This is a genomic window from Rhodococcus sp. I2R, assembly GCF_020889545.1.
In the GTDB taxonomy this organism is placed as follows: Bacteria; Actinomycetota; Actinomycetes; order Mycobacteriales; family Mycobacteriaceae; genus Rhodococcoides.
Genome location: NZ_JAHUTG010000013.1, coordinates 34,309 through 59,225, shown reverse-complemented (window position 1 = coordinate 59,225; position 24,917 = coordinate 34,309). Strand labels below are relative to the sequence as shown.

21 protein-coding genes, 1 tRNA gene and 1 other RNA gene are annotated in these 24,917 nt (G+C 64.2%); 10 read left to right on the top strand and 13 right to left on the bottom strand.

Annotated elements, in window-relative coordinates; genetic code table 11:
- Positions 1-34: 34 nt before the first annotated feature.
- Positions 35-688: a phosphate signaling complex protein PhoU gene (gene phoU, locus KVY23_RS15220; RefSeq protein WP_230557304.1), complete on the bottom strand. Its 654-nt coding sequence runs from the start codon at positions 686-688 to the stop codon at positions 35-37.
- Positions 689-822: 134 nt separating this feature from the next.
- Here phoU and KVY23_RS15215 point away from each other — a divergent pair, with 134 nt between their 5' ends.
- Positions 823-1,152 (top strand): YnfA family protein, encoded by a 330-nt coding sequence (locus KVY23_RS15215; RefSeq protein WP_230557303.1) that lies wholly within the window; start codon positions 823-825, stop codon positions 1,150-1,152.
- Positions 1,153-1,177: 25 nt separating this feature from the next.
- Here the strand turns inward: KVY23_RS15215 and KVY23_RS15210 are convergent, their stop codons facing one another.
- Positions 1,178-2,497 carry a lipase family protein gene (locus KVY23_RS15210; protein WP_230557302.1) on the bottom strand — a complete coding sequence of 440 codons (1,320 nt, stop codon included), beginning with the start codon at positions 2,495-2,497 and terminating at the stop codon, positions 1,178-1,180.
- Between the two features lie 201 nt (positions 2,498-2,698).
- Complete coding sequence (locus KVY23_RS15205; protein ID WP_230557301.1) at positions 2,699-3,379, bottom strand: TetR/AcrR family transcriptional regulator; 681 nt, start codon at positions 3,377-3,379, stop codon at positions 2,699-2,701.
- A gap of 104 nt (positions 3,380-3,483) precedes the next feature.
- Here KVY23_RS15205 and KVY23_RS15200 point away from each other — a divergent pair, with 104 nt between their 5' ends.
- The gene (locus KVY23_RS15200) at positions 3,484-5,004 is read left to right on the top strand and encodes an MFS transporter (RefSeq protein ID WP_230557300.1); all 1,521 of its coding nucleotides are present in this window, start codon (positions 3,484-3,486) and stop codon (positions 5,002-5,004) included.
- Positions 5,005-5,053: 49 nt separating this feature from the next.
- On the opposite strand, the gene KVY23_RS15195 is transcribed toward KVY23_RS15200, so the two are convergent.
- Together KVY23_RS15195 and ffs are read right to left on the bottom strand one after the other, a co-directional pair.
- Positions 5,054-6,340 carry an aminotransferase class I/II-fold pyridoxal phosphate-dependent enzyme gene (locus tag KVY23_RS15195; protein ID WP_230557299.1) on the bottom strand — a complete coding sequence of 429 codons (1,287 nt, stop codon included), beginning with the start codon at positions 6,338-6,340 and terminating at the stop codon, positions 5,054-5,056.
- A 63-nt stretch (positions 6,341-6,403) separates the two neighbouring features.
- An RNA gene (gene ffs, locus KVY23_RS15190) (signal recognition particle sRNA small type) lies at positions 6,404-6,498 on the bottom strand.
- 332 nt (positions 6,499-6,830) lie between these two features.
- Between ffs and KVY23_RS15185 the strand changes: the two genes are divergently transcribed.
- Positions 6,831-6,918 (top strand) — tRNA-Ser (locus tag KVY23_RS15185).
- Positions 6,919-7,243: 325 nt separating this feature from the next.
- Here the strand turns inward: KVY23_RS15185 and KVY23_RS15180 are convergent.
- The gene (locus tag KVY23_RS15180) at positions 7,244-7,990 is read right to left on the bottom strand and encodes a 3-hydroxybutyrate dehydrogenase (protein WP_230557298.1); all 747 of its coding nucleotides are present in this window, start codon (positions 7,988-7,990) and stop codon (positions 7,244-7,246) included.
- Positions 7,987-9,378 carry an MFS transporter gene (locus KVY23_RS15175; RefSeq protein ID WP_230557297.1) on the bottom strand — a complete coding sequence of 464 codons (1,392 nt, stop codon included), beginning with the start codon at positions 9,376-9,378 and terminating at the stop codon, positions 7,987-7,989. Before KVY23_RS15175 ends, KVY23_RS15180 begins: the two co-directional genes overlap by 4 nt.
- A gap of 116 nt (positions 9,379-9,494) precedes the next feature.
- Between KVY23_RS15175 and KVY23_RS15170 the strand changes: the two genes are divergently transcribed.
- The 7 genes from KVY23_RS15170 to KVY23_RS15140 all read left to right on the top strand — a co-directional run bounded on the left by KVY23_RS15170 (position 9,495) and on the right by KVY23_RS15140 (position 16,315).
- Positions 9,495-10,463 (top strand): LysR family transcriptional regulator, encoded by a 969-nt coding sequence (locus KVY23_RS15170; protein WP_206508980.1) that lies wholly within the window; start codon positions 9,495-9,497, stop codon positions 10,461-10,463.
- Entirely contained in the window at positions 10,460-11,341 is an 882-nt protein-coding gene (gluQRS, locus tag KVY23_RS15165) for a tRNA glutamyl-Q(34) synthetase GluQRS (RefSeq protein WP_230557296.1), read from the top strand. Before KVY23_RS15170 ends, gluQRS begins: the two co-directional genes overlap by 4 nt.
- A 45-nt stretch (positions 11,342-11,386) precedes the next feature.
- Positions 11,387-12,127 carry a queuosine precursor transporter gene (locus KVY23_RS15160; RefSeq protein WP_230557295.1) on the top strand — a complete coding sequence of 247 codons (741 nt, stop codon included), beginning with the start codon at positions 11,387-11,389 and terminating at the stop codon, positions 12,125-12,127.
- A 143-nt stretch (positions 12,128-12,270) separates the two neighbouring features.
- Entirely contained in the window at positions 12,271-13,107 is an 837-nt protein-coding gene (locus KVY23_RS15155; protein ID WP_230557294.1) for an SDR family NAD(P)-dependent oxidoreductase, read from the top strand.
- A gap of 1 nt (position 13,108) precedes the next feature.
- Positions 13,109-14,029 carry a reductase gene (locus KVY23_RS15150; protein WP_075838607.1) on the top strand — a complete coding sequence of 307 codons (921 nt, stop codon included), beginning with the start codon at positions 13,109-13,111 and terminating at the stop codon, positions 14,027-14,029.
- On the top strand, positions 14,026-15,534 hold the full coding sequence (locus KVY23_RS15145) for an NAD(P)/FAD-dependent oxidoreductase (RefSeq protein ID WP_230557293.1): 1,509 nt from the start codon (positions 14,026-14,028) through the stop codon (positions 15,532-15,534). Before KVY23_RS15150 ends, KVY23_RS15145 begins: the two co-directional genes overlap by 4 nt.
- A 34-nt stretch (positions 15,535-15,568) precedes the next feature.
- A complete protein-coding gene (locus tag KVY23_RS15140; protein ID WP_075838605.1) occupies positions 15,569-16,315 on the top strand; it encodes a MerR family transcriptional regulator in 747 nt (248 codons plus the stop codon).
- On the opposite strand, the gene tgt is transcribed toward KVY23_RS15140, so the two are convergent.
- From tgt to KVY23_RS15110, 6 genes are all read right to left on the bottom strand, one after another.
- Positions 16,266-17,510 (bottom strand): tRNA guanosine(34) transglycosylase Tgt, encoded by a 1,245-nt coding sequence (gene tgt, locus KVY23_RS15135; protein WP_230557292.1) that lies wholly within the window; start codon positions 17,508-17,510, stop codon positions 16,266-16,268. The two genes, KVY23_RS15140 and tgt, sit on opposite strands and share 50 nt — an antisense overlap.
- A 79-nt stretch (positions 17,511-17,589) precedes the next feature.
- Positions 17,590-19,545, bottom strand: a complete 1,956-nt coding sequence (locus tag KVY23_RS15130) for an ABC transporter ATP-binding protein (protein WP_269418810.1) — start codon at positions 19,543-19,545, stop codon at positions 17,590-17,592.
- A complete protein-coding gene (locus KVY23_RS15125) occupies positions 19,542-21,272 on the bottom strand; it encodes an ABC transporter ATP-binding protein (RefSeq protein WP_230557291.1) in 1,731 nt (576 codons plus the stop codon). The genes KVY23_RS15130 and KVY23_RS15125 overlap by 4 nt, the downstream gene beginning before the upstream one ends.
- Positions 21,273-21,355: 83 nt before the next feature.
- Complete coding sequence (locus KVY23_RS15120) at positions 21,356-23,686, bottom strand: MMPL family transporter (RefSeq protein WP_230557290.1); 2,331 nt, start codon at positions 23,684-23,686, stop codon at positions 21,356-21,358.
- A 3-nt stretch (positions 23,687-23,689) separates the two neighbouring features.
- Positions 23,690-24,331 (bottom strand): TetR family transcriptional regulator, encoded by a 642-nt coding sequence (locus KVY23_RS15115; RefSeq protein ID WP_083667529.1) that lies wholly within the window; start codon positions 24,329-24,331, stop codon positions 23,690-23,692.
- A gap of 87 nt (positions 24,332-24,418) precedes the next feature.
- Positions 24,419-24,880, bottom strand: a complete 462-nt coding sequence (locus KVY23_RS15110; RefSeq protein ID WP_075838603.1) for an Rrf2 family transcriptional regulator — start codon at positions 24,878-24,880, stop codon at positions 24,419-24,421.
- Between the last annotated feature and the right edge of the window lie 37 nt (positions 24,881-24,917).

Here is a 24,917-nt window from a genome sequence, read left to right as displayed (position 1 = left end):
GTGGGCTCTGTGTGCAGTTCGAGTGCCCCCTCGGTCACGACTCCTCCGGGCGGAACTCGCCGGTGACGAGAAAGATGACGCGTTTGGCCACTTCCACGGTGTGATCGCTGAACCGTTCGTAGAAGCGCCCCAGCAGCGTGATGTCGACCGCGGCCGCCACCCCGTGCGGCCAGTCCGGCGCGGAGGTCAGGGTGAACAGGCTGCGGTGCAGCTCGTCCATCGCCTCGTCCTTGGTCTGCAGTTCGGCGGCCAGATCGGCATCGCGGCCCAGCAATACCGCGCGCGTGGCGTGCGCTTGGTCGACCGCGACGCGGCCCATCTCGGCGAACACACCCTCGACCTCGGGCGGCAGCACGTGGGCGGGGTGACGACGGCGAGCCAACTCGGCGATGTGTATCGCGAGCCCACCCATCCGTTGCAGGTCAGCGACGATATGGATGCCGCTCACGGTACTTCGAAGGTCCATTGCGACAGGAGCCTGGAGTGCGAGCAAAGCAAAAGCCTTCTGCTCCCACTCCACGGCGAGCACGTCGATCGGTTCACGGCCACTGATGGTCTCTTCGGCCAAGGTCAGGTCGGCAGTCAACAACGCGCGAGTAGCCGACGCCATGGCGATCTCGGCCAAGTGGCACATCTGCGCCAGGTCGGATGCCAGATCGTCGAGTTGAAGGGTATAGGACTCACGCACGGCGGCCAGCCACCTCGTGATCGTTCGCGTTGTTCAGCATTGTCGTTGATCCTCATCGTTGCGCGTTCGCACTCTCATACCCGGAACACGCTCTTTCTACACCCCCTTGCGCAGATATGGGACGATTGCGCCCTGTGACGGTTCTGAAGTCGGTCCTGCTGTTCGGCGTGGCGGCCCTGTTCGAGATCGGCGGTGCCTGGCTCGTTTGGCAGGGCGTGCGCGAGCACCGCGGTTGGATCTGGATCGGCGCCGGGGTGATCGCCCTCGGCCTGTACGGGTTCGTCGCGACCCTGCAGCCCGACGCCAATTTCGGCCGCATTCTCGCGGCCTACGGTGGCGTGTTCGTCGTCGGTTCCCTTGCTTGGGGCATGGTCGCCGACGGTTTCCGCCCGGACCGGTGGGACATCACCGGTGCCTCGATCTGTCTGATCGGCGTGGCAGTGATCATGTACGGGCCGCGCTGAGAACGCACGACCCGTACATGGGGGGTCATCGGCAGTTGGTCGGCGCAGGTACGCCGTAGAAGCGATCCTTCAACCAGGCCTGCGCCTCTCCCATGCCGAGGAAACCTGGAACGGCCGGAATGACATGGCCTGCACCGGATCCTGGCACGAGTGGCGGGAGGTTCATGGCACTGAACTGAACCGTTGCACCCTGACCGCACCAAGCTCCGGCGAGTTCTTCGGCCTGACCGTAGGGAACGATATCGTCCGAGGTGCCCGATTGAATCAGCACCGGTGCACTGGGAGTGCGCTCGCCGATCTTGTTCTTGGCGAGAACCTCCTTCGCCTCCGGAAGGCGATCCAGGATGACCGACAGCGGCTCGCCGCTGTTGGTGTACTGCTGCGTACGACGTAGTCCGACAGTCAAAATCGTCTCACCGGCGCACTGATTTGCCACCATGTTCAGCATTGATCGACCGGCGTCGTTGATGTTTGCGTCCACCAACGGTCGCAGGTGGGGGTCCGATTCGAGCAGCCCGTTGAGCGTGTAGCCGATGACGCCCGTGAGGATGGTGCCGTCGACCTGTTCGAGCACCTTCTTCAGATCGGCAGGCGGTGCACCCGCGTACGTTCCGACGAGGTCCAGCTCGGGAGCGTACTCATCGGCGAGCTCGGCGGCTGCGGCGGCTGCGCCGCCGCCTTGCGAGTAGCCGTACGCGCCGACCGGGCCGTTCCCGGAGATCTTGGTACCCGACAATCGCTGCGCCGCACGCGCTGCGTCGAGCACTGCGTGCGCCTCGGCCGCGCGGTTGACGTAGGTGTGTGCGCCGGGGGTGCCGAGACCGTCGTAGTCGGTGATCACAACGCCGTATCCCTGGACGAGGAACGAATAGGCGGCGAGCACCTCGTACTCGACCATTGGGCCGATCGGCGGGGTGTAGGTGATGAGGTGGTTGAGCATCTTCGACGGCGCGCACTGGTCGCCCTGCCCCTGCGTGCCGGGCGCGACCACGACGAGCGGACGCGGCCCGGGGCCCGTCCATTCGGCTGCCGGGTCGATGTAGGTGCCTGTCACTGCATTGGCTTCGCCATTGGAATCGTTGCTGCGGTACATGATTCGGGTTGCCACACCCGGCAAAGTCCCGCCGATTGAGGGTAGCGAGATCGCAAGGTGCGATGGCTCCGAGCGGATCAGGTCCCCCGGCGAACCTGCGGGCAGTGGACTCGGCGGCAGATAGAAGTCCGACTCCACCGTCGAACCGGTGGACGATCCCGACGGGGGCTGGGCGAGCGCGCCGGGCGTCGCCATGGTCGCCGTAAGCAAGGCAGCACCGATCGCTGCACCAAGAACCCGTGACACTCGCATGTAACCCCCGTTGATCTCTGTTCGGCGCCCGCGGACTTACCGGGCAGTAGTAACGCTCCGGAGGCACGTTACGTGAGGAAGCCCACAGCGCCAAGGCCAGGGTCGCGCCGATCACTACCGCACTGAGCACACTTGGGACCGTGCACAACGGGAGCGGCATGCACGATGAAAATCGGTCGTACTTGTTGTGCCGAACAACAATCAGCGACGGCAGCCGTGCATCGCAGCTTTGGTCTCCGCAATCTCCTCGCTCGTGAACGCTCGCCCCGGGAGCGGAGTGACGACCCCGGCCTCGGCGCGTAAACCGTCGAGCATGATCGTGAAGTAGCGCCGCCAGTTCGACGGTTCGATCACACAACTCAGTTCGGCGGCGGCGGCCACCATTGCGATGATCGCGAAGAAGTCGTTCACCTCGACATCCGCACGAAGGGCACCCGATTCACGTGCCCGAAGAACGATTCTCTCGATGAACGGGTCGATACGTTCGCGCATCCTCGCGATACCCATGCGCCCCTCGTCCGTGCCCATCAAGACGTCGTTGAGCCCCCGGTCGGCCGAGATCCCCTCACAGACCCTCTCGAGCAACATCGCGAGGCCATCCCAGGCGTCGTCGATCCCGAGACTTTCCTGAGCGATGAGCAGTACGTCCTCGAGACGCTGCTCGAAGACACCGTCGATGAGGTTCTCCTTGCACGCGAAACGTCGGTAGACCGTCCCTACGCCGACTTTGGCGTGGGCCGCTACCTCGTCGAGCGTGATGTCGATGCCGCGCGTGGCGAACAACTCGCGTGCCGCGTCGATGATGCGTCGGCGATTGCGTTCGGCGTCGGCCCGCAGCGGCTTGTCGACACCGATCGCCGATGTGTCCGCTCTCACAGTCATTGATGTCCGTTTCATCCGATAAGTGGAGGCGTCTCCTCCGGTTAGCTGCTACCTTCGTGGCATAAGCGGAGGATACACCTCCGAATAGTCGATCAGGGGACATCATGACCGCACTGACACCAGACGATGTGTCGTCGTCGGAACACACCGGGGACGACACCACCGCAGCCAAGTCGCACCGCAACCGCTGGCTCATTCTGGCCACCCTCGGCCTCGCCCAGCTGATGGTGGTGCTCGACGCCACCATCGTGAACATCGCACTACCGGCAGCTCAGCTCGATCTGGGCTTCGACGACAGCAACCGATCCTGGGTGGTCACGTCGTATGCCCTCGCGTTCGGAAGCTTGCTGCTCTTGGGCGGACGACTGAGCGATCTCTTCGGTCGCCGCAACACATTCCTCGTCGGCCTGGTGGGCTTCGCCATCATGTCCGCGGCCGGCGGCGCAGCGGTGAACCTCGGCATGTTGGTCGCGGCCCGCGCCGGCCAGGGCGTCTTCGGCGCTCTGCTGGCCCCCGCCGCGCTCTCGCTCCTCGCGACCACGTTCACCGACCCGAAGGAACGAGCACGAGCATTCGGTATTTTCGGTGCTATCGCAGGCGGCGGCGGTGCATTGGGTCTGCTGCTCGGGGGCATGCTCACCGAATGGGCGAGCTGGCGCTGGAGCCTCTACGTCAATCTGTTCTTCGCAGCCTTCGCTTTCGTGGCCGGGTTCATCCTGCTCGCCAAGCACAAAGTCGACGTCCGGCCGCGGCTCGACATCCCCGGCACGGTGACCGTCTCCGCCGCGTTGTTCGCCATCGTCTACGGTTTCGCTCACGCCGAATCCGACGGCTGGTCAAACAACGTCACCATCGCGTTCTTGGTCGCCGGTGTCGTGTTGCTCGGAGCGTTCTTCGCCATTCAGAGGCGCGTCGAGCACCCACTGTTGCCGCTGCGAATCATCCTCGACCGGACGCGCGCAGGGTCGTTCCTCGCCGTCTTCGTCACCGGGGCAGGAATGTTCGCAGTGTTCCTGTTTCTCACGTACTACCTGCAGAACACGCTCGGCTTCACCCCGATCAGCACCGGCTTCGCTTTCATGCCGATGATCGTCTCGCTCATCATCACCGCCACGCTGTCCACCTCGATCGTGCTACCGCGCTTCGGACCGCGTGTGCTGATGACCACCGGCCTCATCTTGGCGGCTGCCGGGATGGGATATCTGACGCAGATCGGAGTCGACAGCAGCTATACGACGCACATCCTGCCCGGCCTTATCGTGATGGGCGCCGGCTTGGGAGCCACGATGGCACCAGCCATGCAGGGCGCTGTCTCGGGAGTCGACCCCGACGACTCGGGAGTCGCGTCGGCGACCGTCAACACGATGCAACAGATCGGCGGCTCCATCGGCACCGCCCTGCTGAGCACCATCGGGGCCACTGCGGCAGCGAACTACGTCACCGACAACGTCGCGACGGCAACCGATGCGCTCGCGCTGCAGGCCAATGCCGAGATCGCCAGCTACACCACCACATTCTGGTGGGCAACCGGCATCTTCCTGCTCGGGGCTGTCATCTCCGCCGTTGTCCTCAAGCCGGGGCTACTACCTGAGGCCCCCGAGGGCGCAGTGGTCGTCGGGCACTAGGCGCTTCGCGCATGTGAGTGGAAATACATAGTGGGACACGTATTTCCACTCACATGCGAAGCAGCTTTTCCGTTGCGGCGAGGAGCACGCAGGTCGCCACCCCGTCCATCGACTTCTCGAGCTCATCGAGCGACGGGAAGCTCGGAGCCAGTCGGATATTGCGATCCTCGGGATCGTTTCGATACGGAAAGGCCGAGCCTGCCGCGGTCAGCGCGATGCCGGCGTCCTTCGCCAGCTCGATGGACCGAGTCGCGGTGCCTTCGAGCACGTCGAGGGAGATGAAATAGCCACCCTTCGGCTCGGTCCACGAGGCGATCTTCGACGCACCTAGGCGGTCGTCGAGGATTTCCAGTACCCGCGCGAACTTCGGCGCCAGGATCTCGCGGTGCTTGGCCATGTGCGCACGGACACCCTCGGCATCACCGAAGAATCGCAGGTGACGCAACTGATTGAGCTTGTCCGGACCGATGCTCTTCTTGCCCAAATGCTGCTGGTACCACTCGAGGTTCGCGTCGGAGCCGCCCAGGAAGCTGACGCCCGCGCCGGCAAAAGTGATCTTGGACGTCGATGCGAAGACGAATGGACGATTGGCATTGCCGGCCTCGGCGGCCCAACCGAGAATGTCGTACGAGGGCGCGAATTCCTCGGTCAGCGGGTGCACTGCATATGCGTTGTCCCAGAACAACCGGAAATCCGGTGCGGCCGCGGGCATCGTCGCCAGCGTGCGCACCACGTTCTCGGAGTACACCGCGCCTGTCGGGTTGGCGTAGTTCGGGACGGCCCACATCCCCTTGATCAACGGATCCGACGCCACCAGCGTGGTGATCTCGGCGATGTCCGGACCGTCGGGAAGCATCGGAATCGGGATCATGTCGATGCCGAAGCTCTCGGTGATCGCGAAGTGGCGGTCATAACCGGGGGCCGGGCACAGGAAGCGAATGTTCGGTTCGGCCGACCACGGCCGCGGGGAGTCGGGCACGCCATGTAGCAGCGCCCACACCACGAGGTCCTGCATGATCTCGAGGCTCGCGTTGTTGCCTGCCAACAGGTTCTCGACGGGAATGCCCAGGAGCTCACCGAAGATTGCGCGAAGTTCCGGCAGACCCGCCAGGCCACCGTAATTGCGGCAGTCGGTGCCCTTGCCGTCGCGGTAGTCGTCACCGGGGAGCGTCAGCAGGTCGGCAGCGAGATCGAGCTGCTCCGGCGAGGGCTTGCCGCGGGTGAGATCGAGAGCGAGGTTCTCGGACTTCAGCTGGGAGTACTTCGCCGTCTGGCGCTCATGCTCCGAGGCGAGCTCCTCATGGTTCATCAACCCCAATTGGGTTTGCGCTGACATGTGGAGCGGCCTTTCCGTGTCGGGGCAGTTCGTGCAGACCCCTGAGCGTCTGGTCCCTGAAAGTAAAGGGGACCCCGCGCACCCGGCAGAGCCCGTTGACCCTTGCTGCCTTCCGGCCCTGGGGGAGTTCACAGGATGCGCGCCGCGCGGGATCCATTGAAGAGTGTAGCCGTCCCCTCCCCGCGGCTCATCGGTCCCCCTCGGCGGCTGCACCCGTGCCGGTTCCCGCCCTACCCCGCCGCACCCGTCCTACCCCGCCGCACCCGTCCCATCCCGCCGCATGAGTCCCACCCCGCCGCATGAATGGCACATTCAAGCCGTCTGGGCGTATGAATGGACCATTCATGCGGTCGCGGCCACCCCCGATACGGTCGCGGCCACCCCCGATACGGTCGCGGCCACCCCCCGAAGCGGTCGCGAGCAGCACCGATGCGGTCGCCGGGTGAGCCCATTTGGGATCTGGAGGGGGTTACCCGGTATGGTGATCCACGGAGGATTCGCCTAGTGGCCTATGGCGCTCGCCTGGAACGCGGGTTGGGTTAACGCCCTCAGGGGTTCAAATCCCCTATCCTCCGCCAGAAACCCCCGCAACTCATCGAGTTGCGGGGGTTTTCTCATCCGCTGCTCTTGTCGGTGGCTGCGTCGACGGTCACCGGCGGCGGCATCCGAGCGTGCGGTCCCGAACCCGAGGCCTGGCAGTTCAAGTTTCAGCCAGGGGACGGAAGCTGTCGGAATTCGGTTCCGGCTGCGCGCCGCGCCGTCTGTAGACCCGCATGAATGTGCCATCACAACGCTCAGACAGTTGCAATGGTCCATTCATGCGGCAAACGGCAAACGGCAAACGGCAAACGGCAAACGGCAAACATCAAACCGGCCAACCGGCAAACAGCAAACGCCAGAACCTCAGCGCGCCGACCACCCTCCGTCCATGGTGTACGACGCCCCGGTGACCATCCCGGCATCCGAGGACGCCAGCCACCCGACCAGGGAGGCGACCTCGGAAGGCTCGACGAGTCGCTTGATCGCACTCTCGGTCAGCATGACCTGCTCGAGCACCTGATGCTCGTCGATCCCGTGTGCCGCGGCTTGATCGGCAATCTGTCTCTCCACCAAAGGCGTTCGGACGTAGCCGGGGTTGACGCAGTTGCTTGTGACACCGCGCCCGCCGCCTTCGAGGGCGGTCACCTTCGACAGTCCTTCGAGGGCGTGCTTGGCGGTGACGTAGGCGACCTTGTACTGCGAGGCTCGCAGGCCGTGCACCGAGGAGACATTGACGATTCGGCCGAACCCACGCGAATACATGCCAGGCAGCACTGCCCGAATCAGCAGGAACGGCGCCTCGACCATCAACGTCTGGATTCGTCGAAATGCTGCGGGATCGAAATCGACTATCGGCGCGACGGTTTGGATCCCGGCATTGTTGACGAGGACGTCGACGTCGAGCGTCAGCTCCTCCAGGGGGGCCGTTTCCAGCAGGTCCACCGCCCAGGCGTCACCGCCCAGTTCCGACGCGAGTTCTTTGGCTGCGACCTCGTCGACGTCGGCGATGGTCACCGTCGCGCCACGCGCAGCCAGTTCGCGCGCGCACGCGGCCCCGATACCGGACGCTCCGCCTGTGACCAGCGCGGAACGTCCGGAAAGGTTCGTCACTTGAGGCCCGCCTTCAACAATTCGGCTTCGGTTGCGAGGTTCTTGGCGTCGGCGAGGTCGATCGTTTCCAGCGCCAGGCCCTTCGTTTCACGCGCTGCGAGAACGGCTATTACGGTGATGGCGCAGGCCCCGGCCAGGTACCACGCGATCGGTACCGCGGAGCTGTACCTGTTCAACAGCCACACCGCGATGATGGGTGCGAGCGAACCGGCCACGATGGACGTCACCTGGTACCCGAGGGACACACCGGAGTAGCGCATCCGCGTCGGGAACATTTCGGCCATGATCGCCGGTTGCGTGGCGTACATGAAGGCGTGGCAGACCAGGCCGATGATGATCGCGGCCATGATGACGGCGTTGTGGCCGCTGTTGAACATCGGGTACGCGAAGAAGCCCCAGGTGCCGGCTGTGATGGCGCCGAACATGTAGACCGGTCGTCGGCCGATGCGGTCGGCCAGCTTGCCGACGAGCGGGATGACTGCGAAGTGCACTGCGTGCGCGACGAGCATCCACCACAGGATCGTCTGGGTATCCGTCCCGACCTCGACCTTGAGGTAGGTGATCGTGAACGTGACGACGAGGTAGTACATGACGTTCTCGCCGAACCGCAGGCCCATGGCCGTGAACACCCCGCGCGGGTAACGCTTGAGCACCTCGAAGACGCCGTACGACGCGGCCTTGATGACCTCGGCCTGCTTCTGCGCCTCGAGGAAGATCGGGGCGTCGGTCACCTTGGTGCGGATGTAGTAGCCGACGAAGACGATGACGGCGGAGAGCCAGAAGGCAACGCGCCAGCCCCAGCTGAGGAAGGCCTCGTCGGACAGTGTGGCGGTGAGGACAAGCAGCACGACGGTGGCGAGCAGGTTGCCGGCGGGCACCCCCGCCTGCGGCCAGCTGGCCCAGAAGCCACGTGATTTGTTGGGACTGTGCTCGGCCACCAACAGCACCGCACCACCCCATTCACCGCCGACCGCGAAGCCCTGGATGAAACGGAGCGCCACGAGGAGGGCGGGGGCCCAGTAGCCGATCTGGTTGAACGTCGGTAGGCAGCCCATGAGGAATGTTGCGCCGCCGACGAGGACGAGACTGAACTGGAGCAGCTTCTTGCGACCGTGTTTGTCACCGAAGTGGCCGAAGACTATTCCGCCGAGCGGTCGGGCGAAAAAGCCGACGGCGTAGGTGACGAAAGCGGCGAGGATGGCGTCGAGCTCGCTGGTGCCGGCTGCGAAGAACACCTTGGAGAAGACCAGGGTCGCGGCGGTTCCGTAGAGGAAGAACTCGTACCACTCGACGATGGTGCCGGCCATCGATGCCCCGACGACCTTCTTGAGCCCGGTGGGGGTGGCGTCCGGGTCCGGGCCTCCCGGTGTGTGTTGGTCGACGCTCATGCTGCTCCCTCAGTGATGTGGCTTCAGTGATGTGGATTCGCAGGCGTGGCGATTGTGACTGCGCCCACATCGAAATCGATAAGCCCGAGTATCGATGCATACAAGTGCGCACCACAATGACCAACAACGCACCCATGATCTGCAAGAATGCACACGTGACTTTCGGTCAGGCAGATTCCGGCAGGCTACCCAGCGCAGACGACCTGCTGATACTGCTCGCTGTCGGCCGTACGGGCAGGTACAACGCCGCGGCCGACATTCTCGGGCTCAACCACACCACCATTTCCCGACGGATCGCCGCCCTGGAAACGAGCCTCGGTGGCCGCGTCCTGGCCAGGTCCGGTAGCGGATGGGAACTGACCGCACGCGGCCGAGACGCGCTGACCGCAGCCGAGAACATCGAAGCGGCGGTCCGATCGTTGATCGGCCCGAACGAAGACGCCGAGGGTGTCGTGCGAGTCTCCGCGACGGACGGCTTCAGCGCGTTCGTGATCGCACCGGCCGTTGCGCAGGTCAGGCGTCGTCATCCGGGGATTTCCGTCGAGATCGTCGCCACCACGCGACGAGCCTCGCAGCAGCGCTCGGGAATGGATGTCGAGATCGTCGTCGGGGAACCACAGGTGCACCGGGCGGAAGCGGTCAAGCTCAGCGACTACTACCTCGGCCTCTATGCCTCGCAGACCTACCTCGACGAAAACGGCACGCCGGAATCCAAGGACGACCTACGCGCCCATCCCCTGGTCTACTTCATCGACTCGATGCTGCAGGTGGACGATCTCGATATCGCACCCGGTTTTGCGCCGTTCATGCGTGAATCGGTGACCTCGACCAATGTCTTCGTCCACGTCGAGGCGACCCGCGCGGCAGCCGGGATCGGCCTGCTCCCCTGCTTCATGGCCGACCGCCACGACGACCTGATCCGCCTGCTCCCACAGGAGGTGGCCGTGCGGTTGGACTACTGGCTGGTCTCGCGAGCGGAGACGCTACGACGACCCGAGGTGGCACACGTCGTCGACGCCATTCGGTCGTCCGCGGCGGCGCAGCAGTCCGCGCTACTCGGCCACCCGGAAAGGACACCGTCGTGACGTCAGGCCGCTTCGCTCCGAGTCCCTCGGGTGACCTGCATCTGGGCAACCTGCGCACGGCGCTGCTGGCATGGCTCTTCGCGCGTTCGACCGGCCGTCGGTTCCTGATGCGCATGGAGGATCTCGATCGCGTCCGCGAGGGCTCCGAGGCCCGGCAACTCGCGGACCTGCGGGCAATCGGGTTGGACTGGGACGGACCGGTGGTGCGTCAGTCGCAGCGCACCGCGCTCTACGAGAACGCGATCGCGTTCCTCACCGCAGCCGGCCTGACGTACGAGTGTTTTTGCACGCGTCGGGAGATTCTCGAGGCGGCGTCAGCTCCGCACGCTCCGGCCGGGGCTTATCCCGGAACCTGCCGGAATCTGACCGACGCGCAGAAATCAGCGCAGACCCGTCCGCCGGCCCTGCGTCTGCGCGCCGAGGTGACCGAATTCGCCGTCGACGACGTCGTGGTCGGAAGGTTTCACGGGCAGGTCGACGATGTCGTGCTCCGCCGTGTAGACGGCGTGCCCTCCTACAACCTCGCTGTCGTCGTCGACGACGGAGATCAGGGGGTTGACCAGGTGGTGCGCGGCGACGACCTGTTGTCGTCCTCGCCGCGTCAGGCATATCTGGCCACGCTGCTCGGCATCACGGTTCCGACCTACGCGCACGTGCCGCTCGCGCTGAACTCGCAGGGAAACAGGCTTGCCAAGCGCGACGGCGCAGTCACGCTCGAGGATCAAGCCGCGCTGGGATTGGGGCCTCGGGACGTGCTCTCGATCATGGCTCAGTCGCTCGAGCTCGCCGCTCCGGACGAGCCCGTCACGGTTGAGCAGCTGCTGCGACGCTTCGATCCCGCCGCACTTCCCCGCACCCCGTGGATTTTCGAGACATAAAGGACGCGATTCTCTCCTGGGGTTTTGTCGTGCTTGGATTGGCGAGTGACAGCTCAGAAATTCGAAGACGCACCCGGAGCCGTGGCGCGATTCGCCCACGTCAGCCGTGGTTACTATCCGACGCTCGTGGCCCTGTTCACGGCGGTCCTCATCATCTCGAATGTGACGGCGAGCAAGGGCGTCGCGTTCTTCGGTGATTCCAGTTTCTTCCTCGGCCCGTTCCAGGTGTTGCCGATCAATACCGACGGCGCATTCTTCCTGTTCCCTCTCGCTTACATCCTCGGCGATGTGCTCAGTGAGGTCTACGGCTTCAAGGCGACCCGACGTGCGATCTATCTCGGCTTCGGGTCGATCATCTTGACGGCGGTGTGCTTCTTCATCGTCATCGAACTCCCGGTGGCGGGCTTCTACGAGAATCAGGAAGCCCTCGAAACGGTGGTCGGGGTCGTGCCACGCCTCGTACTTGCAGGCCTGGCGGGCTATTTCGTCGGGCAGATGCTCAATTCGCTCGTCCTCGTTGCCATCAAGGAACGCACCAAGGAAAAGCACCTGTGGGCGCGCCTGATCGGGTCGACGATCGTCGGCGAGTTTTTCGACACGCTGATCTTCTGCGCCATTGCCGCGGGCGTCATCGGCATCACGACGTGGCACGACTTCATCAACTACGTCATCGTCGGATTCGTCTGGAAGACCCTCGTCGAAATTCTCGTGTTGCCCATTACCTACCAGGTCATCGGCTACATCAAGAAGCGTGAGCCCACCTACCAGCAGCCCGTGAACGCGTAACCACTTTCTCTTTCGAGCAGGGCCCGACCGCACAGCCGGTCGGGCCCTTATTCGTCGCCCGAGCGCGCGTCCCCGACACGTATTACGGCGCCGTCGAAAACTGCGCCATTGACAAATGGCATGGTTAGGGTGAGTCTGATCTCATGACTGAGTCCCACAACGCTCGCGCCGTCGTAACCGGCGCGGGCAGCGGCATCGGCCGCGCCTTCGCACTCGAACTGGCCAAGCGCGGAGGTGAGGTCGTCTGCGCGGACATCTCCCTTGCCCGCGCCGAGGAAACGGTTCGACTCGTCGTCGAGAACGGCGGCACCGCCCACCCCGTCGTCTGCGACGTCGCCTCTCGCGAACAGGTCGAGGACCTCGCCCTCTTCGCCGAACTGACCTTCGGCGCGGCACCCACCCTGGTGATCAACAACGCCGGAGTCGGGATCGGCGGCACACCCGTCGGTGACATCGGATTCGACAACTGGAACTGGGCCCTCGGCATCAACCTGTGGGGCGTCATCCACGGCTGCGAGATCTTCACCCCCGGCATGCGGGCCGCCGGGAAGGGCGGATTCATCAACGTCGCCTCCGCCGCAGGGTTCGCCGCGGCCCCGCTGATGGGCCCGTACAACGTGGGCAAAGCAGGCGTGATGTCGCTGTCGGAGACCATGGCCGCCGAGCTGTCCGGCACCGGCATTCGCGTCACCGTGCTGTGCCCTACGTTCGTCAAGACCAATGTCGCGATCGACGGCCGGATCACCGACACGGGCGCAAAGCTGGCTGGAAAGCTCATGGCGAGCACCGGTTTCAGCCCGGAACGCATCGCCGTGGACACCTTGAACAAGTACGACCGCGGACGCCTCTATGTCGTCCCGCAGATCGACGCCAAGCTCATCTGGCGTCTCAAACGCATCGCACCGGCCCTCTACACCCGCACCCTCGGGCTGCTGGGGCGGTTCGCACCACAGGAATCAACCGAGAAGGCAGGAGTCTGACATGGCGTTCGATTTCGACGACATGCTCGTCAAGATCAAGGACAAGCAGTGGGCGTTGGCCGATATCGACTGGGACGCACCGGGTGCCGAGACCATCAGTGACGAACTGTGGACCAAGCTCAAGCCGTTCATGGCTGACCTGATGTGGATCGAGAACGTCGGTGCGCGCGGCTTCGCGGCCATGGCGCAGAAGGCTCCGACCGACACGCTCAAGGAGATCTACACCTATTTCCATGCCGAGGAGCAGAAGCACGCCAATGCCGAACTCGCGCTGATGCGTCGGTGGGGCATGCTCGACGGCGACGAGATCCCACAGCCCAACGTCAACGTCAAACTCGTCATCGACTGGCTGGACAAGTACTCCGACCAGACCTCGCTGGCCGTCCTCGGCACCGTCATCCCGATGCTCGAGGTCGCGCTCGACGGCGCATTGGTGAAGTTCATCGTCGACGAGATCGACGACCCCGTCTGTCAGGAAGTGTTCAAGAGGATCAACTCCGACGAATCTCGCCATCTCGCAGTCGATTTCCAGGTCATCGAGCTTCTCGGCCATGCCAAGATGCGCAAGATCCTGGTCGAGACCGCCGGCGCCTGGATGAATCCGTCGCTGATCATCGGGACGTTGCGCTACATCCCACTGTTGAACAAGATGCGTGACAACATCGTGGCCATGGGCGTCGATGAGGAGCGCCTCTACACCGCAATGCGTCGATTCAAGAAGGTCGGCGAGAGAAGCGAATTCCCGAATCGCCTACCGATGTACCGCTTCATCAGCTGGCACTCCGGGGTCGTCATCAACCGGGCACATCCGTACCACAAATTCGCCGACTCCCTCGTCAAGATCACCGCCAAATATCCCAAGCGAATGCTGCGGCCCCAGCCGACCTGGTCCAAGGAACTCACCTACGAGCCGGTCGCATGAGCAAGACTGGCCCACTCCCACTTTCGGTCGCCATCATCGGCGGCGGCTTCGCCGGGATCGGCACCGCAATCAGACTCAAGCAGAAGCGCATCGACAACATCGCGGTGTTCGAGCGCGGAACGGCTGTCGGCGGGACCTGGCGCGACAACACCTACCCCGGCGCGGCATGCGATATCCCGTCCCGCCTCTACTCCTACAGCTTCGCGCCCAATCCCGACTGGTCGCACACCTACTCCGGCAGCGCCGAAATCCTGCAGTACATCGAGCGCATGGTCGAAGACTTCGGCGTACGTCCATTCCTGCGGCTCGGCCACAATGTCACCGGTGTGAGCTGGATCGACGCCGAACAGGTGTGGGAGCTCTCGTTCACCGACCAGGTCCCGGTACGAGCACGATCGGTGGTGATGGCCTCCGGCCCGCTCGCCAACGCGAGCTTCCCGTCCATCCGCGGCATCGAATCCTACGAGGGTCACAAGATCCACAGTGCCCGCTGGGATCACGACTACGACTTCACCGACAAGAAGGTGGCTGTCATCGGCACCGGTGCGTCCGGAGTCCAGATCGTGCCCGAGCTCGTGAAGGTCGCGAAATCGGTGAAAGTCTTCCAACGCACGCCCGGTTGGGCTCTGTCGCGTACCAATTTCGCAACCAGCCAGCGCACCAAGGACATCTACCGGCGCTTCCCCGCCACCCAGACGCTCGCCCGCAAGGCCTGGTTCTGGGGACACGAGTCCGTCGCGCTCGGGGTGGTCTGGAATTCGCCACTGACCCGCGTCGTCGAAGGCGTCGGAAAAATGCATCTCCGACGCCAGGTCAAGGACCCCTGGCTGCGACGCCAGCTCACCCCGGACTTCCGTGCCGGGTGCAAGCGGCTGCTCATGACGAGCGCCTTCTACCCCGCGCTGCAGAAGGACAACTGCACGTTGGTGACGTGGCCGATCGCCAGGTTGGCGCCGAAGGGAATTCGCACCGTCGAGGGCATCGAGCATCAGGCCGACGTCATCGTCTTCGCGACCGGGTTCGATGTGTCCAAGACGGGTACGCCGGTACCCGTCACCGGTCGAGATGGGCGCGTGCTCGCCGACGAGTGGAGCTCAGGCGCCAAGGCCTACAAGTCGATCGCGGTCTCGGGCTACCCGAACATGTACTTCACGTTCGGCCCGAACTCGGGACCGGGCCACAGTTCGGCGCTGGTGTACATGGAAGCTCAGATCGACTATCTCGTCGACGCGATCTCCTACGGACTCGCCCGCGAGGCCGTGTTGGACGTGCGAGCGGACCGTCAACTCGACTACAACACCGATCTGCAGCGACGCCTGCAGAAGACGACGTGGAACTCGGGCTGCTCGAGCTGGTACCTCACCGAGGACGGATTCAACGCGACGATGTTCCCCGGCTTCGCGAGCCAGTACGTCGGCCAGCTCGCCGAGGTCGATTACGACGATTACACGGTGACGCAGTACCTACCGTCGGCGTCGGCGTCCCGCCTGGACGCTACCGTGTAGCAAAGCAGTCGTGCCGGCGGGAGGGCCTTTTCAGGTGGAGTATCGGATCGATGAACTTGCCCAGGCCGCCGGCACGACCACGCGCAACGTCCGCGCGTACCGCGAGCGTGGCCTGCTGCCACCGCCCGAGAAGCGTGGCCGTGTGGGGATCTACGGCGACTCGCACCTGGCCAGACTGCGTTTGATCGATCTCTTGCTGCAGCGCGGTTTCACCACCTCACACATCGGCGACTTCATCACGGGGTGGGAGAATGGCAAGGATCTAGCCGAGGTGCTGGGGCTGCAGAACGCCGTCACCGAGCATTGGTCCACCGACGATTCGCTCGAGATTCCGATGTCGCTGGTAGATGAGTTCCTCGGCGGGAGCGAGCAGTTGGGACGTCTGGAGGCACTCGGTCTGGTTCGCATGGAAGGTCAGACGTGTGTGTTCACCGACCGTGAACTCCTCGAAGGCATCATGTCCCTGTCCGAGTTCGGCTTTCGTATCGGAGCGCTCATCGATGTGCACGAGCGGATCCACCGTGCGATCGACGGCATCGCCAAGGACATGATCGCCACCGCGAAGGGCCATATCGTCGACGAGCACGGCGACGGTTGGCTACCCGGCGAGGACGAGGTCGGCTCGACGACGGACATGCTCGATCAGCTGCGTGAACTCGCGGTGCGGTCGGTCAACTCGCTCCTCGCGCGCAGCCTCGACGACAACCTGCAGCGCGAACTCGGCGACTACCTCACCGTAGCGATGGAGTCGAATAGAAGCGGCCCAGAAACTCGTCCTTGAACTCGTGAAAACTGCCCTGCAGGATCGACGCTCGAATATCGTCGACCAGTTTCACTGTGAATCGTTCGTTGTGGATGGTGCACAGCGTGGAAGCCAACATTTCCTTCGCCTTGAACAGGTGATGGATGTAGGCCCTGGTGTAGTGCGCGCACGTGTAGCAGTCGCAGTTCTCGTCGATCGGCGTGAAATCTCGGCGGTGCTTGGCAGTATTGATGTTGAACCGCCCCGTCGGGACGTAGATTGCCGCATTGCGCGCCACGCGTGAGGGATTGACGCAGTCGAAGGTGTCGGCGCCGTTCTCGATGGCAGTGAAGAAGTCGTCCGGCTCGCTGATGCCCAGCATGTGCCGCGGCTTGTGTTCGGGCAGTTCCTCGTTCACCCACCGGGTGATGGTGCCGAGATTCTGCTTCTCGAGTGCTCCCCCGATGCCGTAGCCGTCGAAACCCCGCCCGGTCTCCCCGGTGATGGTCTCGAGATCGTGAGCGGCCTTGCGGCGCAGATCCTCGTACTGCGCGCCCTGCACCACCCCGAACAGCGCCTGATACGGCTTGCCGACGCGTTCGGCGGTGAGCCGCTCGTGCTCGAGCACACAGCGCTCCGCCCAGGCCTGGGTGCGATCGACCGACAACTCCTGGTACCCGCGGGTGTTCATCAGAGTGGTGAGCTCGTCGAACGCGAACATGATGTCGGCGCCGAGCCGATGCTGAATCTGCATCGACACCTCGGGGGTGAAGCGGTGACGCGAACCGTCCAGATGCGATTTGAAGGTCACCCCGTCATCGTCTACGTGTGCGAGCCGTTCCTTGCCCTCGGCGATGACGTGGTCGGATTCGACGCGGTCCACCTCCATCGAGATGACCTTCTTGAAGCCCACCCCGAGTGACATCACCTGAAAGCCGCCGCTGTCGGTGAACGTCGGGCCGTCCCAGTTCATGAACGCACCCAGACCGCCCGCCTCGTCGACGATGTCCGAACCCGGTTGCAGGTACAGGTGGTAGGCGTTGGCGAGCACGGCCTGGGCGCCGAGTTCCTTCATCGCCTCCGGCAGGACCGCTTTGACCGTCGCCTTGGTGCCGACGGCGATGAACGCGGGAGTCGCGATGTCGCCGTGCGGGGTGTGGATCGTCCCCGTGCGACCGAGGCGGTCGTCGAGGCGGGTGTCGATACTGAAGAACGGGTCGTTCGGGGAGCTCACGGGCCCACCCTATGCGCTTCGCACATGTGCGCGGAAATACGTGTCAGGTCATGTATTTCCGCGCACATGCGCGGAGCGCCTAACTGAACTGCGAGGAATACAGCCGCTGGTACGCCCCGCGCTTCCTGAGGAGCGAATCGTGGTCGCCCTGCTCGACGATGTGGCCGTCCTCCATGACGACGATGAGATCGGCGTCGCGAATGGTGGAGAGCCGGTGCGCGATGACGAAACTCGTCCTGTCGCTGCGCAGGGCCGCGGTGGCCTTCTGCACGAGCAGTTCGGTACGGGTGTCCACCGAGCTGGTGGCCTCGTCGAGGATGAGGATCAGCGGCTTGGCGAGGAAGGCCCGGGCAATGGTGATCAGCTGCTTCTCACCTGCACTGACATTGTTGCCCTCCTCGTCGATGAGGGTGTCGTACCCGTTCGGCAGGGAGTGGACGAACTTGTCGACGTAGCTGACCCGTGCGGCCTCGAGAATTTCCTCCTCCGATGCGCTGGGGTCGCCGTAGGCGATGTTGTCGCGAATGGTGCCGCCGAAGAGCCAGGTGTCCTGCAATACCATGCCGGTTCGCTCGCGCAGCTCGTCGCGAGTCATCTCGCGGGTGTCGACTCCGTCGATGGTGATACGGCCGGAGTCGATCTCGTAGAACCGCATGATCAGGTTGACCAGCGTCGTCTTTCCGGCACCGGTCGGGCCGACGATGGCGACGAGATGTCCGGGTTCGGCGACGAGGGAGAGGTCCTCGATCAGCGGCTGGTCGTCGTGGTAGCGGAAGGAAACGTTCTCGAACGAGACCCGGCCGGTGTCGACTGCGGGAACACGCGCGTCCGCAGGGTCGGGCTTCTCGTCCTCGGCGTCGAGCAACGTGAAGATGCGCTCGGCGGACGCGACGCCCGACTGGACGAGGTTGACCAGTGCACCGACCTGGGTGAGGGGCTGGGTGAACTGACGCGAGTACTGGATGAACGCCTGCACCTCACCCAAACTGATGGTGCCCGACGCCACCCGCAGGCCACCGACCACCGCGATGATGACGTAGTTCAGGTTTCCGAGGAACATGATGGTCGGCATGATCATCCCGGAGATGAACTGGGCGCGGAAGCTCGACTGGAACAGCTTGTCGTTGCGCTCGCCGAATTCGCGTTCGACCTCGGCCTGACGGCCGAACGCCTTGACCAGCTCGTGCCCGGTGTAGGTTTCCTCGATCTGACCGTTGAGCTTGCCGGTGTGCTTCCACTGGTCGACGAAGTGCGGCTGCGAACGTTTGGCGATGACCGCGGTGACGGCGAAGGAGGCCGGCACGGTCAGCAGTGCGACCAGTGCCAGCAGCGGCGAGATCCAGATCATCACACCGAGGATGCCGAGCACGGTCAGCACGCCGGTGATCAGCTGGCTCAGTGTCTGTTGCAGGCTGGTGGAGACGTTGTCGACGTCGTTGGTCACCTTGCTGAGAAGCTCACCGCGCGTGTGGGAGTCGAAGTATTTCAGCGGCAGTCGGTGGACCTTCTTCTCGACGCTGGCACGCAGGTTGCGGATGGTGCGCTGCAGAGCGATGTTGAGCATGTATCCCTGCGCCCACGCGAGCAGTGAGGACGCCACGTACAGCACCAGCACGAAGATCAGCACCCAGCCGACGGCGGAGAAGTCGATGCCGACGCCCGGAACGACGTCCATGCCGGAGACCATGTCGGCGGTGGTGTTCTGGCCGTCGGCTCGAAGTTCCGCAATCGCTTGGTCTTTGGACAAGCCAGCGGGCAGCTGTTCGCCGACCACACCGTTGAAGATCAGGTTGGTGGCGTGGCCGAGCACCGACGGCGCGGCGACCGTCAGCACGACGCTGGCGATCGCGAACACCAGAATCACACCGAGCAGCACCTTCTCGGGGCGAAGCAACCCGAGGAGGCGTTTGAGCGAGGGCTTGAAGTTCAATGCCCTCGTGCCCGGCACGGGCGCCTTCGGGGCAATGCTGGGGGCGGCCGGCGCACTGGGAGGTCCGGGGGCGCCCTGGGTGGGCGAGGCTACGGGGCGCGTCACGCTACTGCCACCGCATGCTGGGAGTCGACGATTTCGGCGTACGTCGGGCAGGTGGCGATCAGGTCCTCGTGCTTACCCAGTCCGACGGGCTTGCCGTCGTCGAGGACGAGGATCTGGTCGGCGTCGACGATCGTCGAGACACGTTGAGCGACAACGATCATGCAGGCATCTTTCATCACTGGCGCGAGCGCGGCTCGCAGTCTGCGGTCGGTGGTGAGGTCGAGTGCGGAGAACGAATCGTCGAACAGGTAGATGCTGGGCCGTCGCACCAGCGCCCGAGCGATCGCGAGCCGTTGCCGCTGGCCACCGGAGACGGTGGTGCCGCCTTGAGAGACGGCAGTCTCGAGCCCGTCGGGCATCTTCCGTACGAAATCCGCACCCTGGGCTATCTCGAGCGCGTCCCACAGTTCCTCGTCGGTGGCATCGCTCTTGCCGTACCGCAGGTTGGAGGCGATGGTTCCCGAGAACAGGAAGGGCTTCTGCGGGATCAGACCGATCTCGGCGCGCAGGGCGTCGAGATCGAGATCGCGTATGTCCGTTCCGCCGACTAGCACCTGGCCTGCGGTGACGTCGATCAGGCGCGGAATCAGGTTCACCAGCGTCGACTTTCCCGATCCGGTGCCGCCGATGACGGCGGTGACCTTGCCCGGTTCGGCGCGAAAATTGACGCCGGAGAGGACTGGGAATTCCGCACCCGGGTAAGAGAATTCGGCGTCGCGCAGCTCCACGATGCCCGGCGAGGTCGCGAACGGCTTCGGCTCTGTCGGCAGGACCACCGAGGATTCGGTGGCGAGTACCTCGCTGATGCGGTCGGCGCACACCGAGGCGCGCGGGACCATCATCGCGATGAACGAGGCCATCATCACCGACATGAGAATGAGCATGATGTAGCTGAGCAGCGCCGAGAGCGCACCGATCTCCATGGTGCCCTCGTTGATGGCATGGCCACCGAACCAGATGACCGCAACACTGGTGACGTTGCTGATCACCATCACGACCGGGAACATCAGGGCCATGAGGCGGCCGACATGCAGAGCAGCTGAGGTCAGCGAATCGTTCGCAACGGCGAAGCGGTCGATCTCGAAGCGCTCGCGCACGAAGGCACGGACGACGCGGATGCCGGTGATCTGTTCGCGTAGAACGCGGTTGACGGCGTCGATGCGTACCTGCATCGCCCGGAATCCCGGCACCATACGTGCCACGATGAGCCCCATCGACAGGGCAAGACCGGGGACGGCGATCAGCAGAATCCAGGACAGCCCCAGATCCTCGCGGAGCGCCATCACGACGCCTCCGATGCACATGATCGGCGCCATCACCACGATGGTGAAGCCCATGACGATCAGCAACTGCACCTGCTGAACGTCGTTGGTGTTTCGGGTGATCAGCGAAGGCGCACCGAACCGGCCGACTTCGCGCGCCGAGAAGGTTCCGACGCGGTGAAGAATCGCCTTGCGAAGATCCCGGCCTGCCCCCATTGCCGATTTGGCGCCCAGCAGCACCGCCGAGACCGAGCACACGATCTGCACGAGAGAGACGACGAGCATCCACGCGCCGGTGGAGAGGATGTAACCGGTGTCGCCCCGTACTACCCCGTTGTCGATGATGTCGGCGTTGAGGCTCGGCAGGTACAGGGCGGCGCCGGTGGCCACGAACTGCAGCGCGATGAGGCCTGCGATCGCGCGTTTGTACGGTGCCAGATATGTCTTCAGCAGCGGGATCAGCATGATGGCCGAAGATTACTCGTACACATGACTCACAGTCTCCACGTTTCTCGGTACGAACTCGAGTCCTCGGCCATCACGCCAGGTCACACGGTTGCGGGTTGCGCTGGGTCGGCGTCCGGTTCTCCCTTGGGAGCGGCCTTCTGCAGCTTCGCACCTTCGATGTCGACGTCCGGCAGGATCCTGTCGATCCATTTCGGCAGCCACCAGGCCTTGTCGCCGAGCAGAGCCATCACCGACGGAATGATGACCATTCGGACGATGAAGGCGTCGAAGAACACAGCCGCGGCAAGCGCGAACCCGATCGACTTGATGAACGAGTCCGGTTCGGCCATGAACGCTGCGAAGACGGACATCATGATGACCGCGGCCGAGGTAACCACGCGGGCCCCGTACTTGAAGCCGTTGACCACGGCCTCCTTGGCCGGCGCACCGTGCACGAACTCCTCACGCATGCGGGAGACCAGGAACACTTGGTAGTCCATCGCCAGGCCGAACACCACACCGATGAGGAAGATCGGCATGAAGCTGACGATCGGCTGCGGGTTACTGATCAACCCGAGCCCACCTTCCTGGAAGATGAACACCGTTGCGCCGAAGGTGGCGAGCACGCTCAGCAGGAAGCCGAGCGTCGCCGTCAATGGCACGAGGATCGAGCGGAACACCAGCATCAGCAGTAGGAACGCGAGTCCGACGACGACGGCAAGGTACGGCACGAGCGCGTCCTGCAGTCGTTCCGAGACGTCGAGTTCGAGCGCTGTCTGACCGGTGACTCCGTAGGTGACGCCGTCGGTCTCGGCAAAGCCCGGTTCGGCGGCCCGAAGATTGGCGACCAAGTCCTTCGTGGTGTCACTGTTGGGCGTACTCGCTGGGGTGACGAGTATCTGAGCGGTATCGCCCGCTTCGTTGACAGCAATGATCTGCGCGTTGGTGACGTCGTCTTCCTCGTAGATCGAGTCGACGAGGCGACCGAAGCCGGCCTCGCGATCATCGTCGGCGAGGCCGGTGGCATCGGCGATGACCAGCAGCGGTCCGTTCCTACCAGGCCCGAACCCGTCCTCGATGAGGTCGTATGCCTGACGCGCCGGGGTGGACGGGTCGGCGGTGGCAGTGCTCGGCAGCGCCAACGACAGCCCGGTGACGGGACCAGCGATGACTGCCAGCAGCACGACGCCGGCGATGAGACCGACCGCGGGACGCTTGACCAGTGCGCGAGCCCACCGCAGGCCGTTCGTCGGCGGTGCGTTGGGGTCTTCTGGATCGGTGGTGTTGACGAACTTGATCTTCCCGGCGAACGCCTTGCCCTTGAACAGCCCGAGCATGGCCGGCAGGAAGGTCAGTGCGATGAGCACGGCGATCAAGACGGCAAGACCAGCCGCGTAGCCCATCTGGGACAGGAACGGAATTCCGACGACGCGCAGCGCCACCAGGGCGATGATGACGGTGGCACCGGCGAACACGACTGCGGACCCGGCGGTGCCGACCGCACGACCGACTGCTTCTTCTCGGTCGTCGGTCAACGACAGTTCGTGCCGGTAGCGCGCGAGAATGAACAGGGAGTAGTCGATAGCGACAGCGAGACCGATCATGACAGCGAGGATCGGTGTGAATGACGTCAGGCTCGCGAATCCCGATGCGGTGGTGATCGTCAGGCTGGAGATGCCGATGCCGACGATGGCAGTGATCAGCGGCAGACCAGCTGCGACCGCGGAACCGAACATGATCAGAAGTACGACGGCGGCAACAGCGAGACCGACGAGCTCGGACGTGCCGCCCGGCGGAGATCCATCCTGGGCGACGGTGCCACCGATGGCCACTGTCAGTCCTGCATCGCGGGCGGGCGCGGCGGCGTCACCGAGCTCGGTGCGCAGTTCGTCGGTGACGTCGGCGAGGTCGCCGCTGATCGGAACGTCGATGATGCCGATGTTGCCGTTCGGGGAGAGCGGCGAGAGAGCCGCAGCGTTGGCAGCTGCGACGTCGGGGGCTGTGCCGGCCTCTGTCGCCTTTTCGTTGTATTGCTCGACGATGGACTCGTTGCCGGCCACCGGGTTGGCGAGCGGCTTTTCGCCACCGGGCTTCACCGACGGATTTACCTCGTCGATCTTGTCGATTTCGGCGATCGTTGCGTCGATCGCGGCTGTGTAGGCGGGCGTGTCGAGGCTTTCACCCTCGGGAGCGGCGAAGACGTATTGAGCCGAGACGGCATTGAGTGGATCCTCGGCGCTACCGAAACGTTCGCTCTGCAGGTCGAGGGCCGCCTGCGCCGGCGTGCCGGGGATGGAGAACGAGTTGGCGGTCGGGCCGGAGAGGGTCGCTGCTCCGACGCCTGCCAGGACCAGGATCGTCAGCCACGTGGCGAGGACGATTCCTTTTCGCCGGTAGGCGAGTTTTCCGATTCGATACAGATAGGTGGCCACGGGTCAGCTCCTGAAGTTGTTTCTCGGTGCGCGCGGGTCCGGGAGTCCGGCCTGCAGTTGATCGAATGCGTCCTCGACGAGCTCTTTGGGTGAAAGGTCTCCTTCTGGGTGGTTGGACCAGATGGTCAGAGCAGTAGTGATGGCGTTGCCCACCACTACCTGCAGGAGGTTCGGGTAGAGGTCTCGGTCGATGTCGGTGCCGGTGCGCTCGGCAATCGCCTCGCCGAGAACTCGGGTCAGTGAGTGGTGAACCTCGAGTTTGCGAGCCATCACGCCCGGGTTGGCCTCGACCAACTGGGCGACGGCGAAGGTCTCGGCCAGGTCGCGGTGGGGGTCGGTGACGATGGACAGTGCGACGTGTCGCAGTGACGCCCAGATGGGCTCGTCGGCCGGCCTTTCCCGCAGCATGTCGAACCACTCGAGGGCGGATGCCTCGATGTGGTGCAGGACTGCTTCTTCCTTGTTGGCGAAATAGTTGTGGAAGGTACGGGTGGAGACGCCCGCCGCCGCAGCGATGGCGTCGGCGGTGACCGCATCCAGTCCCCTGTCCTTGGCGAGCGTGACAGCCGCCAGGCCGAGCGCATCACGGGTGGCGGCCTTCTTCTGATCACGAAGGCCGGACGGGGGAACGGTCACGCATCCCACGGTACTGATCTTGCAGAGTTCTGCAATATTGCGTGAATGCGCATCATTGTAGATTGCGTCACAGTGCTGGCTACGTGGTAATGCGTGTCATAGCTGGCGACGTGCCCACGCCGACGGGTCGGCTGTCAGTTCGAGCACGAACGCGGGCACATCATCGGCGACGATATCGGCCAGCGAGACCTTCTCGAGCACCTCACGCATGTTCACCCGTACTGCCAGCCACACCAGCTGCAACTGTTTCGCCGGCGCCGAGTACTCCACATCCTCCGGACGCTGCCCACGCACCGACGCCAGCGGACCTTCGACGGCTCGAATGACGTCGGCTATGGAAATGTCGGCGGCAGGACGAGCCAGCCAGTAGCCACCGTCGGGCCCGCGCCGACTGCGAACCAGCTCGGTTCTGCGCAGATCCGCCAACACTGACTCGAGGAACTTGTGCGAGACCCCCATCGCGGACGCCAGCGCCTCCGCCTTCCCCGCAGCCCCGTCGGCGGCCGCCAGCTGGAGCAGCGTCCGTACGGCGTAGTCCGCTTTGGCGCTGATGTGCACTTCGGTGTCCTTTCTGCAACGCCATGACCTGAAGCCG